At 42.7% G+C, this 19,051-nt stretch carries 10 protein-coding genes and 1 pseudogene; 1 reads left to right on the forward strand and 10 read right to left on the reverse strand.

All coding sequences use genetic code 11. The annotated features are described in order from the left end of the window. Positions 1–4: 4 nt before the first annotated feature. The 10 genes and pseudogenes from ACVHUV_RS18820 to ACVHUV_RS18865 all read right to left on the reverse strand — a co-directional run bounded on the left by ACVHUV_RS18820 (position 5) and on the right by ACVHUV_RS18865 (position 16,654). Positions 5–718 (reverse strand): polyphosphate polymerase domain-containing protein, encoded by a 714-nt coding sequence (locus ACVHUV_RS18820; RefSeq protein ID WP_462085655.1) that lies wholly within the window; start codon positions 716–718, stop codon positions 5–7. Beyond that, the gene (gene pelG / locus ACVHUV_RS18825; protein WP_462085656.1) at positions 719–3,844 is read right to left on the reverse strand and encodes an exopolysaccharide Pel transporter PelG; all 3,126 of its coding nucleotides are present in this window, start codon (positions 3,842–3,844) and stop codon (positions 719–721) included. Continuing rightward, positions 3,825–5,258, reverse strand: coding sequence for a GT4 family glycosyltransferase PelF (gene pelF, locus ACVHUV_RS18830; protein WP_462085657.1), 1,434 nt, complete (start codon positions 5,256–5,258; stop codon positions 3,825–3,827). Before pelF ends, pelG begins: the two co-directional genes overlap by 20 nt. 4 nt (positions 5,259–5,262) lie before the next feature. Continuing rightward, positions 5,263–7,107 (reverse strand): DUF2194 domain-containing protein, encoded by a 1,845-nt coding sequence (locus tag ACVHUV_RS18835; RefSeq protein ID WP_462085658.1) that lies wholly within the window; start codon positions 7,105–7,107, stop codon positions 5,263–5,265. Between the two features lie 2 nt (positions 7,108–7,109). Beyond that, entirely contained in the window at positions 7,110–8,003 is an 894-nt protein-coding gene (locus ACVHUV_RS18840) for a hypothetical protein (RefSeq protein WP_462085659.1), read from the reverse strand. 5 nt (positions 8,004–8,008) lie between these two features. Further along, entirely contained in the window at positions 8,009–10,183 is a 2,175-nt protein-coding gene (locus ACVHUV_RS18845; protein ID WP_462085660.1) for an NAD-dependent epimerase/dehydratase family protein, read from the reverse strand. A gap of 340 nt (positions 10,184–10,523) precedes the next feature. Continuing rightward, positions 10,524–12,686, reverse strand: a complete 2,163-nt coding sequence (locus ACVHUV_RS18850; protein WP_462085661.1) for a right-handed parallel beta-helix repeat-containing protein — start codon at positions 12,684–12,686, stop codon at positions 10,524–10,526. Positions 12,687–13,673: 987 nt separating this feature from the next. Next, the gene (locus tag ACVHUV_RS18855; RefSeq protein WP_462085662.1) at positions 13,674–14,873 is read right to left on the reverse strand and encodes an iron-containing alcohol dehydrogenase; all 1,200 of its coding nucleotides are present in this window, start codon (positions 14,871–14,873) and stop codon (positions 13,674–13,676) included. A 326-nt stretch (positions 14,874–15,199) separates the two neighbouring features. Further along, a pseudogene (locus ACVHUV_RS18860) lies at positions 15,200–15,412 on the reverse strand (stalk domain-containing protein); the annotation flags it as partial. A 15-nt stretch (positions 15,413–15,427) separates the two neighbouring features. Then, on the reverse strand, positions 15,428–16,654 hold the full coding sequence (locus ACVHUV_RS18865; RefSeq protein WP_462085663.1) for an S-layer homology domain-containing protein: 1,227 nt from the start codon (positions 16,652–16,654) through the stop codon (positions 15,428–15,430). Positions 16,655–17,237: 583 nt separating this feature from the next. Between ACVHUV_RS18865 and ACVHUV_RS18870 the strand changes: the two genes are divergently transcribed. Beyond that, entirely contained in the window at positions 17,238–18,155 is a 918-nt protein-coding gene (locus ACVHUV_RS18870) for an LCP family glycopolymer transferase (protein ID WP_462085664.1), read from the forward strand. The last annotated feature ends 896 nt before the right edge of the window (positions 18,156–19,051 follow it).

The following is a 19,051-nucleotide window of genomic DNA, read 5'->3' on the forward strand; positions in this document are numbered from 1 at the left end:
CACATCATTCTTTAAAATGCTGCAATGTTTTTTCCCTGCATAATACATACTTTGAAATCGAAGACCGAACATGACTTTTCGGGCTAATCAGCATGCGTATGTGCTCTGGTAAGAACGAATCGAATTTCACTTCCATAATTGTCAACTCTGTCGGTAACACTTCTTCTAACGTCAAATTCGGATCGAACACATCATACGTATTGACCGCTGCAGACAGCTTTTTATCAAACGTAATCCGCACATTCCCCCACGTATATACATACGCCTCCCGCCAATAATCGACTATCACACTCGGCCGATAATGGCGGGTCGTGAGGGCGGCGTAAAATTCATGCAGTAAACGTTCCTCCCGTTGCAATAAAAACGAAAAGTCACCCGCCAAAATGGCTATATATTCCTCTAAACTCAACGGAGCCGATTCCTTACACACATACTCTCCAAACTTACTCTTGCGTTCTACATTAATAACCTCATTGCTATCGTTATACATCCGAATCCGGTATTTCTCCCGATTGAAAATCCCATCATTTTTAGTCGTCAGCGCTGTTCGGTGCGGATCGTCAAAATAGAGACTTCGAATATTGTAGCCTTCTTCATTGATGGAATGTTTATCTAAATCCATTACACTGGACAATCGATTCCTTAGCGATAAATAATCATGGATATGCAAATAGTATTTTTGCTCCGTCCGTAATTTACGTCTTTCGCGTGCTAACAATCACTCCACCTCAAATTCTCTAACGCCATCATGGAGGACCTCTTCGTCGTCAACAATCAAATCAAATGCAGTTTGACGATTTCCATGCTCATCTCTTACACTTGACTTCCAATAATAGGTTCCTGTTGGCAACTTAGCAATCTCAACTGTATTCAACCGAAGATCGTTCTTTTCAAAAACCACTTCAGTAAATGCTAAATCTTTCGCAACAACAATTTCATAAAACAGTTCATCGTCTTGCAGATCAAATGACAAGTCCCATGTGAACTTCAGCTTCGAGCCAACCGTTTCAACTTCCCCCATATAATAAGGTTTCGGGCGTTCCAAATCGTCATAATACCGTTGTAGACTCGCTTCCGGTGTTTGCATGAGCACTTGTAACTCTTCCTCATAATCGCCTGCATGACTCGGCAAAAACCGAATATCCGGATAGCGATACAAAAACGGCTCCACAATTGGACGATAGCGTTCCAGCTGCTCGGCAACACGTTTTTCATTAATATAGTCTGCATGCAATTCTTCAATCTTCGCGGTTAATTTATCCACATTTTCCTGCTGCCTGAAATAGCGATTTGCAAGCTTCGACACCCAGTAATTGCTAATCCCGTTTTGCCAACTTTGGATCGTTTGAGCTTGTCTTTGCAACTCCCATCCTCCATCATAGTCCCACGGCAGGATGTACCACTTATTATTGTTGATGGGTGAATAAAGGAAGAAGTTATTCGCTTCTGTATCCATATTGTCCATCAGAATATTCATCGCCGTCCACGTGAAAAAGTTCTCCTCATCGAAATGTTGCTGCATGACTTCATTGATTGGCATACTTAAATTATTTACATCCTCGAGCATCTTAATGAGCTTGCCATGTTCTTTTCGGCCTTTCACTTCTAAAATCGTCTCGAACTGCTTCAGGTCAAAATCCGGATCTGTTTCTTCTTTAATAAATTCTTCATACCGATCAAATTCAAAGAACTGCACTTTATACAAATAGCCATTTGGATCGAGCATATGCGCCTTCAAAAACTTCTTATTCGGTTGCTCCACATGTGTGAATAAACCATAGTCTTCGTAAGCCGCATCCCCCTCACCTCTCGACAAATCCTTCACATACAAATGAATGAACTGCGTCCGCAAGCTCGTCATATTCGGGATTGTCTCCATTAAGTCAAAACTCAACTTATTGCGCATACGGGAAAATTCACTAATGTGCTTGTTTAAGTTGATCGTTTGCTGCCCCATATATAAGCCTGCTTCGTCGTTTAGTTTAATGCGGAATGATTTCTGCGGTTGGTTCCATGCCGAACGTCCCCGCAGTTGAATTGTCGCGTTTTCCATCGTCGTTCCATAACCGAACATCCCTGAACGAGGCGCACCTTCATCACTAAAGCCTTCCTGCATAATGATTGGTAACTTTTCACCGTACGTTTTTTCCGTCTTCCGGTTTAGTCCATACCAATCAAGTGGTTCGTCTTTTTGCTTCTTGTCAGGAAGAACAGTAATATACAACGTCTTGAGCGACTCATCTTCATCCCGCTCATACAACCTTTTATCTTCTAGTAATCGTGTGTCGATTTCGTCCGGCATTGATGCACGATTGGCTTTCGCTTCAGTCTGTTCGTCCGTTCCTTCGTGATCATCCGCTAAACGATCCGGCATACACCCGGCCAGTAACATCGTTGAAACAAGCAATAAGGCCGTAGTCGATGTCGCTTTGCCAAATTGTTTATGCTTTTTCCGTGCGGTCTCCACAGTAATCGGCTGCGCACAAAATGTATAGTAGTCGAGGTTTCGGAGGACGTACAACAATCTTGCAAGTACGAGAAGGACAACAATAGCAGAAGCGATGAACATCCCAAGCCCGTCGAATTCGATTTTCATCATCCAGTAAGTAAAGCCAATATTCAATAGCGCAAACAGCATACTAATGCCGAGCACCCCTTTACGATCATCAAAATACATTAAAATATGCGTGAACATGAAAAAGATGATGAACAGATAGTAACCAAGCGCTAAAATGATGAACAAGTCCAGTTGCGCCATTGTAAAGCCGATTTTAGGCAAGAATTTGATCCCTAATGCAATGGATAAGACGGTGAATAACAATTGAACTTCTACGAGAAACCCAACTTGTTTGATTAACGTCTTCTGCATTTGTTGCTTTGCCGCTTTGATATCCCTAATCGTTCCACCATTTATGATTTGTAAATAATAAACCCTAAATTTCTCATAAAAAGCCGTCTCAACAGCCACGACGAAAGTGACAAATGACGGTAAAACCGTTATGAACGCATAGAAAACCGGCAAATCATAAAAAGGCATAATGCGGAATTGATCGGCCACTTCCCTCCCATTCGGGCTTAGCCAATAAACGAAGTTATGCAAGTAAATGCCCGAGTATACAAAGCACCCCGCAAAAAATAACGAAGAATACTTCTTGAAATAGCGAAGATATTCAAAGAAATAACCGTACTCCGCACGTGGAAAGCGCTGTTCAAAATGGTAGTTTGATAAGATGACAATGACCAAAAAACCGATATCCAAGCTCAATAACGGTATAATCGTCGAATCAATTTCCGTTAACCTCGAAAGCAGCCAACCACTCACAAGTGCGGTAACAGAACCACTGGCAAACCCTTTTACAATACGGACATAATCTTTTAATGCAGATAAAAAGACGCCTTGAATCCACACAATAATAAGCAGCAAAAAGAAGAAGTATGCGGATAGCTTATACAACCATCCAGCGGTCACACCACTTAAAAACAGCGCCCCGATTATCGCCGCAATGGGCAGCATGACAATGAGTGCTCCGTAATAGGCTGACATCAATCGACCATATTTCTTTTCGTACAGCATGTCAGCCGTATAGCGTGTGAGCACCATCGAAATACCGCTCGTTAAAACGATGGAAAAGATGAAGCAATAAGAAACAGTTGCAATATACAATTCCCAGTCCGTATAATCCATCTGCTCCGTCGCTGTTATGCGTTGCAAGGCGACAATAAGCCCCATGCTCATAATCATCGGTCCGACCGTTGTCAATGAAGAATAGGTATAAGCTTTCAACTGATTCACCAAGCCCTGCTCCCGAAACATCTTTCTCAACTCAAAGCCAATGCCCGCCATCTTTTCCACCTCCTATCGTTTCATATACGCTACGGTAATTTCGAATGACCTCTTCATGTTGATAAAATCGCTCTACCCGCTGAAATGCATTTATTCCCATTTCAAGACGCAGCTTTTCATCTTTACATAACTTCACCGCAGCATTTGCAAGTTGTTCATAATGCATAACCGGTACGACAAGCCCTGAAGGTCCAATGCCATCATCCAACCCTTCAAGTAACTCTCTGCAACTACCGACATCTGTTGCAACGAATGGTTTTCCAGCTGCCATTCCTTCTAAAATCGCAAGTGGCTGCCCTTCGCTTATGCTCGTTAGCATGAGCACATCCATCTTGCCAATATAGTCTTTAATCGGCACGAGTCCGGTGAAGATGACGTCTTTAAGTTCTAGAGCATTTACGAGTTGTACACACTCCTCGAAATACGCCTCGTTTTCTTCTGTTGGTCCCATAATGTAGAACACGGCATTCGGCAACTGTTGCTTAATAATGGCAAAGCTTTGTAACATCGTTTTTATATCTTTAATTGGCACAATCCGGACAATCGCCCCGATGTAAAATTCGCTGTTCGGTTTCGTGGACGGCAATTCTACATAATCGGTCACTGAAACGCCGTTAGGAATGATCTTAATCTTGTCTTCCGGGCAACCCAATTCCACTTCGATTTCCTTATTCCGGCTGAAGAGTGTCGTCACGCAATCTGCCCCGTTGTACGCACTTGAAGAGAGTCGATAAAAATAGTGGATCCACAAATCTTTGAAATACCCTTTCACCCATTCCGCTTTGATGATTTCCTCCTCGCGCTCGCGAGAATAGATGCCATGTTCCGTCAACAAAAACGGCTTCGCATACACTTCCTTCGCAACAGCGCCGATAATGCCGGCATATCCAGTAGAAACACTATGGTAAAGATCCGCTTCAGGTAAATCCTCCCGGATAATGATGAGCAACGGTAAAATCATTGAGCGAACCGTCCAAAACATTTCAGTGAACGGCACGAGTGGATAGTGCTCCTCACACAACTCGCGCAGAATATCGTAAAAATCCCGGCTTGTTAGAAAATCGGACACGTTGTTAAAACGTGCACTGCGGACCATTCGAATAAAGGCTGGCCAGTCCATCTCTCCTTCACTTCCAAGCAACGACTTCACATTGCGTTTTTCCTCATGCGTCAACTTGAATTTACGCCCCCACCTAACCTTCTCTTCCAAATAGGAATCAAGAAATGACTCACGTACTTCAATGAGGTTTTTCGGCAACTCATACTTGAACTGACCTCTTTGCTTTTTCTCCGGCGAAATCGCATAAATGATAAATTCATGCTCAGGCATGTCTTTTATCATACTTTGAATCCAGCTTGAAACACCGCCTGTTACGTAAGGATAAGAACCTTCTGCAATGATACAAATCCTCATTTTGTCACCTACCCAGTTCCATAGAAAAATCATTACTTGTCGCTTTTACTAGAAAAACGCCCTTATCGATTTTTTGTATTGTACAATGTTGCATGTTCCCGATTTTTTTATCCGTACGTAAGATGAAATAATGTTCATCCAAAGTTGTCGCAGTCGTTACCTGAAGCGTGTTTCCTTCTTTTGAAACAACCATCCCGCTTTGCAATTGATCAGCTACACTAATCGCCGCTTCTGAAGACGTAAGGCTGCGCAACCACGGGTAGGTCGTATGCAACCGCGTTAACAACTCTTCAAAGTCTTCATATAGACTTTTCCACGTTTGTCGGCGCCCTCGTTCTTCATCCAACAAATCATCCGGATGAATGAAGTGGGAAAACACACCGATTGAAGAAATCGCATTCGCTTCCACCCATCTGTTGTAATCCGTGTCAAAATACCCCGATGTAGTACGCGGCATATCGAGTACGCCATCTTCCCCCATCTCAAACTCTTGAACATAGGAGCGGTTAAATTGGTCAGGCATATACAAAGAAGCGATGACTGCAAGATTTGGCCAAGCATTAACTAATGCTTTTCTTCCTTCACTGTCAAGCACATTGGAAGGCGGTACATAGGACATCATGCTGTAACGCGGAAATGCCTGCTCGAGATAATTCAACATGGTTTCAATGGACACTTCCATATCTTCAATCGTTTCCCATCGCTTATAACCAAAATAATCAGCTATTTCTTGATTCATCTGGAGCGACTGATGATTGTATCCATGGACCCCTATTTCACCACCACTCTTCAGCACTTCCCGTCCATATCGGATCACATTATGCAATTCCTCATCACCTAAACTCGTAAAAGGCTGTTTGACTTGATCCCCATATGTTTGAATGGCTACCGCAGTATACTTCACGTTGAAGTTGCTTGCCGCTTTAAGCATTTGCGGCCACCATATATCATGGAAAAAAGTCGGAATATCCATTTTATATTCTTGATAAATCAAGGCGTCAATCCCTTGAGGAATGGGTGCAGGAAAATCATCGATGTAGAATAATTTCGTATTAAAAATCGGATAGATGTAATCGGGCGCAAGGAGGCTGATGCCGCCAGCGATAAGTCCTCTTGCGTCCTTGCCAGAAAGATTGCTCCCGTTGAACACCATGAAAGCGCCTTCGCCAAATTGTTTTCTCCACATGAGCGGGTTTTGATCGGCCGTCGTTGCTAACAATTCTACTTCTTCATCCAACTCTACAGGGAGCACATCATTGTATATGAAGTCCCCTTCGTAGCGAGCGCCTGCTTGATTGATTAAAACGTTAGAAGTAAGCGTAATGCCATACTTGCCTTGTAAGTATTCAAAATTTACGATGCCTAATTTACGGTGGATGTTAATAAACGCATCAGAAGGGTTATCGGAGCGCATCCAAAACAGATACCCCCCATTTTCGATGAAGTCCAAAATGGCGGGAATTTCATACTCCACACTATCAACAGAAGCTGTCAGCAAGACGGCTTGACAGTTCTGTACTTGAAGACTGGTTGCATCCAAATCGATTGTTGTATAAGGCTGTTGCATATAACCGAGTACACGCTCGGTATTGTCTTTAATACGAACGCTCAATTCATCCTCGCTGTCATACGCCAAGCAATAATCCTGATGCGTAGATGCCGACAGAGATTGCTCCAAATTCATCGCCAAATAATCTTCTTTTATTGCTTGATATTGTTCATGTGTCTGCTCATTTACAGTAGAAGTCAACACGAGTTTAGAACGTGTTAATTGCGACACACCTGCCAACAGCAGAACAAACAGTAGTATGATGTATACTTTCTTTTGTAACTTCACATCTCTCTTCATTGTTACGCTCCTTCTGACCAAAACCTCACCATCGTAAGCGCTTCGCTAGATAATTTAATGGGTGAATTCTTCAACCTTTCCAACGTTTCGTGCAGCCGTTGAATTGAACGGGTTTCATAATGGACCTTCATCATCGTTACATACGCTTTCTCACTGTCCGGTACCGCCTCCATATAAGCATGAGCGATCCGTTCAGCGTCTACATAAGATCCAAGTGCCAATTCGAGATCGACACTTTCTTGATACGCCCATTCATGGTGCCGTTCCAATAGCAGCCACTGTTTTAATACCGCACGATATATATAGCGATATTTCAGCAATGTCCGTTCGTCTAAAAACCCGCTTCTCATATAGTCATGCAATACTTCCGCATACGTTTTCACAAAGAGCAAATCTGTCGGATCCTTCTCAAATTTCACCGAGAAATCTTGCAAAGCAAGTTGTAGTTTCCTCTTTGCTTCCATAATTGCGCTCACTGCGTAGTATGAAGTCTCTTTGTCTTCATTGCTAATTGCGCTCTGTAAAATCTCCAAATAATTGACAGCATCTTGTTTCAACATATCAATGAGCACGCGTCTTCGTGTTTTGTGCTCACTGACTAGAAGTGCATCTTCAATTGGAATGACATCAAGTTCTTGTTGGCGCTCGATATGCTGATAAATGCCAATCCTCTTCACTTGATGCTCTTCCGCTTGTCGTGTAATGAATTCTTCAAAGTCTTCCTTGCCCTCACCGATCAATCGTTTGGACCAAAATATCGGCAACAGCCATCCAATACCAGGAAGCGCGGCAATACTGACCGCTTTTAGAAGTCGGTCTTGCCAAGACTTCCGATACAATACAACAATCAGCAAGAAAGATAGTAGTACGTAAATGCTATAGATTAACCAAAACATCTCGTTCACTCCTCTGTTGCTGTGAGAATAATGGAATCGTGTGCCAGTCGGTTGACAATTTTCTCTTCATCATCCTTACTCGTATTCGTTAAGAGAATGAGCAAATTTCCTGCATAATCCATTCCAAGGTAATCCGTCTCTCTTAACTTTGTCGATAAGTATTCGGCAGTAGCACTCGTAGAAAGGTCAAAGCACTCAGTATTCAATAACAGATAAGGTACGCCATAGTCTTCATACATCTTTTTCTTAGAGGTAACGATATCGCTGAATACTTCAGGTTTTAAAATGATGGAATCCTCATAGTAACGTTGTGATTCGGTTGCTGAAATATGTGTAAATGCTTTGTTCAACGCAGATGAGATCAAGTCCGTCGTAATTTTAAACAAGTTTTGGTGATACATCGAAAAGCTTTCAAATGACAAATCGTCAATTGCGATGATTGCGGTCACTTTCTCGTTATGGAAGAGCGGCGCAACCATTAACGGCACATCCTCCCGCAAATGCTCATTCCGATAAATCGCTCCAGTGTTAATGACTTCATTCAAATAGGCATGCTCAGCAACCTTCAACGATTTCGCTAATCCACTCGCGTCATATCCCGAACTGGCCATTAGGCGTAAGTACGTTTGCGGTTTATTCACAACATAGATTTTTACTTTTTTCACATGCATAATTGATTTCACGACACTAACCGCGGAATTGAAGACATGTTCAGGTTCTAAACTTTCCAATTCTTTTGTGGCGGCATAAATCTTCCCGTAGCTATCCCCTGCATTTAAAATGCGCGTCTGCAATTCATCTTTTACGTCCCGCACATCCGTATAAATACGGTCGAGAAAAACATAGCGGTTGTTCATCTCATCCAACTCGTACGCTTGCTGTTTGATAATCGTTTTTTTCCGCTCAATCGTATAACCGATGACAAGTCCGACAAATAAGTAAATCGCCAACTGAAAGAAGAAGTCCGTGTCATACGTCAGTGAAATGACATCACGCCCACCTTCGAGTTTCTGGTAGGTGAACAAAGCCGTTGACAGGACGACAGCAAGCATTGCTTGACGACTACCGTGCATTATCCCGATGATGGTAATAAAGAACAATTTCAAATCGATCACGCCACTACCACTACTTGGGTAAATGAACGTCAGCCATGTAATTAGACTGAAAGCAACGAGCGTTTCCAACGTAGGAATCGCTTTTGAAAGGATTTTCCTCGCCTTTACGAGGGCTGGTGAAGGCGCACGTTTTTCAGCTTTCACCGGTTTTTTCGACTCTTTTTTAAAATGGGCTACTGTTTTCGCAAGACCTTCTTCAATTGTATATAACGGCGACCAATCTAAATCTCGCATTACTTTTCGATTATCCAGCACGGAATGCTCAATATCCCCAGCCCTTTTCTCCTTATGAACGATTTCAGAAACTGGCTGGATTTCGTTGAGCACTTCGATAATCCGATTGACGGACGTTTGTTCATTGACCGACAAGTTATAAATGCCTGTTTGCGGGCTATTCGCTCCCCGATAAATTGCAAAAGCAACATCTTCAACATAGATGAAATCCCGCGTCTGGTCACCGTCTCCATGGAGTATAAGCGGTTGCTCCGTCAATAATCGGTTTGTGAAAATTGAAATGACGCCACCTTCACCTATCGCGTCCTGACGTGGTCCATAAACATTCGAGAAACGAAAACCGAGCGTTTGCAGACCATATAGTCGCTCCCATTTTTCACAATACATTTCACCACTCAGTTTGCTCATCCCGTACGGGGAAATGGGTGCACATTCCATCTCTTCTGTAATCGGAAGTTCCTTTTGGATACCGTACACAGCCGCAGATGACGCATAGATAAATTTCTTAACACCATATGTAGTAGCAAGATTCAAGATATTGACAAGTCCAACGATATTAGATCCAGCATCCGCGATTGGATTTGAAACCGAATTGGCAACACTTACTTGTGCAGCCAAATGCACAACCACTTCAATTTTGTGCGACTTGAACACTTCTACACATTTCGGATCTTCAATGGATAATTGATAACTTTTGTGCTTAATCGTAATGTTCTCTTTCTTGCCTGTCGTCAAGTTATCAATAATGATTACTTCATAGCCTTCTTGGTGAAAACGTTCTGCCACGTGCGAGCCGATAAAGCCATAGCCACCTGTAATTAAAACCTTCACTTGTATCTCACCTTCCTTTTCAACTCACAAACTGCTGAGACAGTAGTCATCTATAAAAGAGCTTTCATTTAATTAAGTGAGTCAGTAAATGTAAAAAGTAGTATAGACCATTATACTAATGGATTCTTAAAAAACTCTTACATTGGAATTTTCACTATACAATTAGTATATTATCTATCTATTATCATACTTTCGGCGCGTGTTAAATATGCTAGATGACAAAATAAAAGTCGCTAGGACAAAGTGCTAAAATAGACTGCCCCTCTGCACTCCACTCATGAAAATAAAAAATGCAGTTGGCGAATTGGCCTTCTGCATTTTTTATCCTAGTCTTCCTACCTTATTCAGTTGTAGTCTTGTTCACGTCAATCGTGACCATCTTACTTGTCATCGGTAGTTTATCGCCCGGTGAATCGTTCCACACATAACCAATTGAAACGGTTTGGTGGACACCGATTAAATCCGCTAGCGGGATCGCATATTCCACTGCCGTTGCACTGACGGCATAGCGGTTCGTCTTCCGATAAGTTGTCACTTTCGACCAATTCCAGTTTGTACCACCCGTGCCGTTGTATTGATAAAGCGTTCCATTTTCGATTAGGAAACTTAATTGATTAGAAGACCAGTACGGCGCTTCGAACGCTTTTACTCCGTTACCAATATCGATGAACAACTGGCCTTTCTCCGTGATCCGATGACCTTCCACAAGTACATACAACGTATCCAACGTCCTAAACGCTTTAAGACTTCTTACATTCGATTCACTTGTATGAAGAGCAGGGAAGGATGACCAATCATTACCGATTCCATCAATCGTTACGTCCACTAGCTTGGCTCCTATTTCATCCTTTGACGATTTCCCTTGTTCTGGTTGTAGTTCATCCGGCCACGGCTCCCCTTGTCCAGTCGGCGGATTGCTTGGGGCGTATACGGATTTGTTCGGAATGTCACCCTCACGATATTCAGCGGCTCCAATATCAATCCGCTCACCCTCAACCCGTGGCTTGTTGTAAAAATCATTTCGCATCGATCCGATCACATCCAGCGAACCACGGTTGACCGCAGGCGATTGAGCAGACAAGTAAGGTCCATATCGGTCTATTTCCATAAACAGTGGATCTGCGAAAAGAGAATGTTGATCAAAACCAGTCGCATTTTTAAAAGCAATCCATGTTTGATAACGAATCCCGTTGTACCGCCAACTTTTCCCGTCCACTCCATCAGACCGATAATAAACGTTATAGTCAATCAAATTCCCTTTGCCATTCGTTCCACTCATTTTAATAAAGCGCTTGTTTGGGAACGTATAAATGATGTTGTTCAAGAATGCATTGTCCACATTGTAATTCTGCAACGTAATTTCTGCATATCCTTGTTGCATCGTATCGTTCATATAGAGCGTATTGTTAACGACGTGATTCTGACGAGCCCCGCCATTCGTGGAACTTGACCCGCCCATAATCACCCCTGCGCCATCGTTATGGTGCAAATAGTTATTGCGCACTGTCACATGGCTTGTGTCTTTTCCTGGAATTTCACTCGCCAGTTCGATGCCAAAATTACTGTTGTACACTTCGTTATTTTCGACAATGACATTTGTTCCCCCATCGATGTAAATACCGGCAGCAGCACGCACGCCTGTATTGCCATAGGCAGGATTCTGTGAAGTGTCTATATGATGAACGAGATTATGGGCAACAATACCGTTTCGCGCCTGGTCCACACAAGGAGCTGAACACGTTTGATAATGGCCGATAATATCAATGCCAATGTTGTTGTTATGATGTACGTGGTTAAAGGAAATGACAAAGTCTTTCACATTTCCGTCAAGCGTTAAGGATTCACTCGACCCGGAAGTTAAATGATGAATCTCATTTCCAGTTATCGTAATAGACGAAATCGGTGTCAATGAATCGCCGTAGACGAGTAGGCCATGGGCATTTCCCTTCGTCGCCAAATTCGAAATGCTATGGATATCATTATTCGTAATAACAATATGCGATCCGCCCCCACTCACCTTCAAACCCGCCAAATAATCGTGCGGGCTGTCCGACGTGAGTCCGCGTATTTCAAACCCTTCAATTACTACATAACTCGCTTTGTGAATAAAAAATTGGGATTGGTTGCGACTTGTCGGTGTCAAGTTCTTCCCTTCAAGGATCGGCTGCTCTCCTGGATACGCTTGAAAAGTAATATAACCGTCCTTCGCAGAACCCGACCGATGAATCCGAACGAACTCTTCGTAAACGCCTCCCCGCACAAATACCGCCTCACCCGCAACGAGCGTATCCGCCGCCTTCTGAATCGTACGCCAAGGCTCCTCGAACGTACCCGGATTATCGTCATTCCCATTGACCGACACGTAATAAGCATCTTTGGACGGCGCGTCACTTGAATAGACAGAAGGAGACAAATAGACAATCCCGATCATTACTGACAGAAGTGCCGTGAAACTTATTCTGGAGTACCTCAAGAAGCGTTCATCCATTCGGTTAAAGTCCATACGACGCACAACTCCCTTCTGCCCTTATTTTCCATTAACTTTAACATGAATATTTTGTATTTTACAAGATGAGTATTACGGCCAGCATTTTCGATAAGCCAATTTCCATGCATCATCTCCGCAAACGCTGCATCCCCCGAAATTCGCGGCATATATTTCTCAATCGCGGCAAACACCCTCCAAACGCCGCATTACCTCAGAAAACAGGGCATAACCTCTCAAAACAAAGCATAATTCAAAGTTACGCCGCATACTTGCCGCAAACGCCGCATAACCACGCAATGTTAATACCCCTCTAAACAAACCCATTAATTTGTCAAAAGCATTAAGCGCGAATGGTAATTCCTGTTTAATAATCCACCCGCGCCAAAAGAACTCCTCATAAAAAAGCAGTACGCGGCATAAATCCAGAAAACGGGGCATATTCGGCTCAAACGCCGCATACTTGTCTCAATCGCCGCATAACTTCGAAAATCGCCGCATATTTCCGGCAAACGCCGCATAACCACGCAATGTTAATACCCCTCTAAACAATCCCATTAATTTGTCAAAAGCATTAAGCGCGAATGGTAATTCCTGTTTAATAATCCACCCGCGCCAAAAGAACTCCTCATAAAAAAGCACTACGCGGCATAAATCCAGAAAACGGGGCATATTCGGCTCATACGCCGCATACTTGTCTCAATCGCCGCATAACTTCGAAAATCGCCGCATATTCCCGGCAATCGCCGCATAACCACGCAATGTCAATACCCCTCTATACAAACCCATTAATTTGTAAAAAGCATTAAGCGCGAATGGAAATCCCCGTTTAAAAACCACCCGCGTAAAAAGAACTCCTCATAAAAAGGCAGTACGCGGCATAAATCCAGAAAACGGGGCATATTCAGCTCAAACGCCGCATACTTGTCTCAATCGCCGCATAACTTCGAAAATCGCCGCATAATCCTGGCAATCGCCGCATAACCTCTCAAATTAAAAAGCCTCCTATCCACCAATCCGCCGAATGATCGCCTCCATCTCCTTCTTTCCAAAAATCTTCGGAACGGGATAGAGTGGATTGGCTTCTTGGAGCGCTCGCTTAACCATGAGAGGAATATCTCGCTCAACGATGCAGCCGACAGTTGACGGAGTGTCCATTTTTTCATTCAACGTCTTAATGGCTTGGATGAATGCCTGCGCTTTTTGTTCGGTTGTGTCCGACACTTTTGAAACGCCGGCAGCTTCGGCTAGCGTTGCCAAAGATTCGTGGACAGCTTCTCCGTAATATTCGAGGACATGCGGTAAAATCACCGCGTTTGCAAGGCCGTGCGGGACATTGTAAAATCCGCTAAGCGTGTGCGCGATTGCATGTACGTTACCGACGTATGCACGGGTGAACGCCATGCCGGCCAAGTACGCGGCTTTTTGCATATCGTCTCGCGCTCGCACATTTCCACCGTTTGAATAAGCTTCGTACAAATTATCGAAAATGAGTTTTACCGCTTCAATGCTCCACTGCCTCGTCTGCTTCGTCGTGCTCTTGCCGATATATGCCTCAACCGCGTGGGTGAGTGCGTCCATTCCTGTCGTTGCGGTTAGATGGTTAGGCAGATTGACGGTCAGTAACGGATCGAGCACCGCCACGTGCGGGATGAGTGCGGGATCCATCAGTGCGTATTTCTCATGCGTTTGGTGGTTGGAAACGACGCATGCAAGTGTCGCTTCACTACCTGTCCCCGCGGTCGTCGGGACGGCAAAAAGTGGCGGTATGTTCTTTCGCACTTTTAAAATGCCTCGCATTGCCGAAATGCACTTCGTCGGCCTGGCTACGCGGGCACCTACCCCTTTCGCACAATCCATCGGCGAGCCCCCGCCGAACGCGATGACACCACTACAGTCCTTCTCATGATACAACTGCAACGCCTCCTCAATCTGGTCGATTGTCGGATTCGGCGTCGTCTTGTCATATACGATGTACCGCACTTTTTCGCGGTCCAATCCTTCAAGCAATCCATCGATGAGACCAGCTGCCACGATGCCCTTGTCCGTAATGATGAGTACCGAAGCAACCCCTCTTTTTGTAATCAAACCCGGCAACTGTGCGACACTATTTTCCCCAGTGATTAGCTCCGGAACCCGCCACGGCAAAAAAGCTGCCGATACTTTCATCACTTGCTGGAAACTGCGGCAATATAATTTGTACATACGAGATTCTCCCTTCTAGGTAGTTATTAGACTACCATAAGGTGATTGACTATTCACTCAGTATTTATGTGACGGTGCCTGTGCTAGAAACATTCATGTTAACTCAAGCAATTTGAGTGGTTATGCAAAAAAAATTACAAATAGATCAAATACAACATTTTTATGTATGCATATGCAATTGTAGTGTATTGACTAAATTCAACCTTGCACAGGCACCCAATACAAAAAGCAAGAAATGGAATAGGAGGAACCATTGTAAAAAACATTAATAAAACAAGAAAGACAATAAAGGGCTTTCTATATCTTTCTTTTTTCATTGTCCATCATCACTCCTCCCAGCCTAAAGCGTCTTTCTCCAAAGGATAGTTTGCTAATTCAAAGCGTTTCGCAAAATCCATTTGTCTCCAATAAATTCCTAATTGATCCGAAATTGCTTTGAACGGAGTTAACACCACGCCGTTTTCAGATACAACTTTGTCTTTAAGAGTGACAGGTTGACCATCAAGCGTCGCGTGATTGGTGCCCAATTGAAGTTTTAACGTTTTACCGCTATGTTAAATTTTTAAACCATCATTTGAAACAAATACTAGATTCGTGTCTTTGAAAAGTGACTTTACATCTACCAAATAGTCGTTATTAGACGTTTTCTTTACTAATGTTGCCATCCGCTCTACATCTACTCTTCCATTATGGTAGGTAACAAGATCACGATTCATTGAAGGCAAATCAATTAAAAACTTTCCACTCTCCGTTGGAGGATTTGGAATTTGATTAAAGATGATTTCATCTGTAATGAACATCGGGTTTTTAAAAGGTTCAAAGTATTTAGTTTGATTAAAAGGAACGCCATTAATTGTGACTAATTCATATTTCGGATATGCTTCTGAATAAAACGCAAAGGAAGAATTGAAAGGTAAAATGTAATAACGATTATAATACTCTTGCGGATTATAATTTAAAGCAGGATGGCCATCCCATTTGCTTTCAAAACTTTTAACCATGTCTTCAGCAACATTAATAAACTCAATCTCACCATTTTTATCAGGGTTTCTTCTAATAAATTCTTGCTTACCTATAATCGCTTCAATTTCTGCAACCGAATAATTACGAATGTCTCCCGCAGGGTATGAATCTGTTCCAACAAGTAATTTCTTCGTATCCATCAATTCATAGATTGATAGAACCGTACCAATACGGTCACCTGTTGTTTGTGGAGCAAACTTCGTTGTACCGCTTAGTGGAGATACAATTCCGTAGTACGCTAAGCGTTCAACTGCAGAGTAAGCCGTAACTCCAATAGAGCCTTTGTCTGAATAACTCAATTTAGCCTTATTCGTATAAGAGCCTTTGTACTGCAAAGCACGATCCAACATGATTGCCATATCGCCACGTGTGATTAAATCACCTGCGCGGAAACGACCATCTGTGTAGCCTTGAATGATTCCGGCCGCTTGGGCTTTCACTACTCCTTCATAGACTGCTGATGTTTTACCAACGTCTCTAAAAGATTGTGGATTTGAAGGCATTGGCAAGTCCAATGCACGAGAAATAAACAAGGCAAATTGACCTCTATTCACCTTTTCAGTTGGACGGAAAGTGCCATCTGTATAACCTGCAATTACACCCTTTTGAACAAGCGCATCAATTTTCGCTTTATACGGGTGAGTTGATGAAATGTCCTTAAAGGAAGTGGTAGCTGCCTCAATAGTAATCGGTGCAACAACTGCTGGAGTTGCGACTGTTGCGGCTAAAGCCATTAGGAATACTTTGTTGTTTTTCATCTGTTTATCCTCCCTCTTTATTCTCCAATACTGATCCTAGCTTACCTCAATTTCTTTAACAACATTAGAATTATTTACATATCGACTGTAAACATCTATTGAGTTCTTCTGCTGATTAATCCTAAAATCAAAGGGTGGGCGAATTGACCTTCAAGTTTTTCATATAGTTCATGTCCCCTCTCTCAATTGCCTTACTATGGAATATTTGTGCTATTCTGCATACCCCTAGTATACAATGCCTAATAATTAATGATAGGTGATGGCACAAAGTAATGCTAATTCGACCATTAAGTAGTAAATGTGCCAACAGTATGTACATAGATATGATCTCAGCGTATACCGTTCGGATGCAACAGTTAGAACAGATCTATACGTTTCTTTACCGTTCCCCAATTACCAATCCTCCCGCATATTCACAAAGCAGCCACTACTAAGCATCCTATATTGGAATTTTGCCTATAATCGTTTTTATCGATATACTATTTAGAGTGTTGGAACTAATTTCTGTAGTATGGATTCGTTCACTCTATCTTTAGAGTCACCTACCTTTGCTTCTCCACCTATTGTATATGGAGGTTTAATTATGAAAAAACGCAAGTTTAAAAAGTGGCAGTGGATAGTCGCGATCTTGGGATTATTCTTTGTCGGTATTATTATCTTCGGGATATCCGTGTATATGAAATTCACTGACACAGTGAAAGTAATACATGAACCACTTGATCGAACTGTATCGGAAAAACGAGAGGAACCGGTATCTATTCAAAAACAAGAACCTTTTTCCGTTCTACTACTAGGTGTCGATGAGCGCGAAGGGGACAAAGGCCGTTCAGATACCATCATTGTGTTGACGGTGAATCCAACGACCCAATCCACAAAGATGCTCAGTATACCCCGTGATACGTATACAGAAATTGTCGGCAAAGGCTTTTCAGATAAAATTAACCACGCGTACGCTTTCGGTGGAATTGATATGTCCTTACGTACTGTCGAACAACTACTCGATATTCCTATTGATTATACGGTTCAAGTTAATATGGACAGTTTTAAAGAGATTGTAGATGCCGTTGGAGGAATTACAATAGAAAACCCGCTGGAATTTAAATCGAGCGGCTCAATATTTAAGAAAGGCCAAATTTCATTGAATGGCGAAGAAGCATTAACGTATATTCGCATGCGCTATGAAGACCCCCGTGGAGATTTTGGACGCCAAGACCGTCAAAAACTCGTCGTCCAAGCGATTTTACGAGAAGGTGCATCCCTCAACAGTCTGTTACATTATCGGTCGATCTTCAACGCTGTCGGCAAAAATGTACGAACGAATATGGATTTTGACGAAATAATGGATGTGCAGAAGAATTACAAGAGCGCTGTCGGAACGATTGATCAATTGTTTTTCGAACAAGGAACAGGTAAGACAATGAATGGGATTTGGTACTATATTGCAGATGTAGAGGAGCTGGAAGCAATTCAAAATGAGTTAAGAACCCATTTGGCGTTGTGAAGTTTTTTCCCGTTTGATGTTTCCTAGAAGAAAATGTCCTTTAGCACAATACGCAGCATTTGCAGGTCGTATTAGGTGTTTCTGTGATTGGGAACACCCTAAAAATTTTGTTTCCATTAATCATCATAAAAAGCTCCCCCCTTCCTACATTAGAAAAAGACGGAGCATTTTATAGAACGTAAACCGGTTATACTCCATGCGGGTAGACTTACCCCATCGATACTGCGAACCCACGCACTGTTCTCCATCCATTAGTACGTGGGTCGTCGCAGCATGCCTTATGAAATCGGCTCATCTTCTTTCAAAATAAGCATAATCTATAGGTACTCCCACGTAAATTCACTCGCAACTACAATATCTCTAAAAAAACCCTTAATTTGTAAAAAGCATTAAGCGCGAATGGAAATACACCCTCAAGTATCCACCCGCGCCAAAAGAACTCCTCATAAAAAAGCATTACGCGGCATAAATCCAGAAAACGGGGCATATTCAGCTCAAACTCCGCATACTTGTCTCAATCGCCGCATATTCCCGGCAAACGCAGCATAATCCAGGCATTCGCCGCATACTCACTCAACGACAATACCCCTCTGTACAAACCCATTAATTTGTCAAAAGCATTAAGCGCGAATAGAAATCTCTCCTCAAATATCCACCCGCATAAATTCGAAAATCGCCGCATATTCCGCTCAAACACCGTATAACCCAGGCGGTCGCCGCATACTCACTCAACGACAATATACCTCCAAACAAGCCCTTAATTTGTCAAAAGCATTAAGCGCGAACGGAAATCCCCGTTTAAAAATCCACCCGCGCCAAAAGAACTCCTCATAAAAAGGCAGTACAACGCATAACTCTCTCTAACACGGCAAACAACCTCTAAACGCCGCATAACT

The organism is Sporosarcina saromensis (assembly GCF_054901285.1).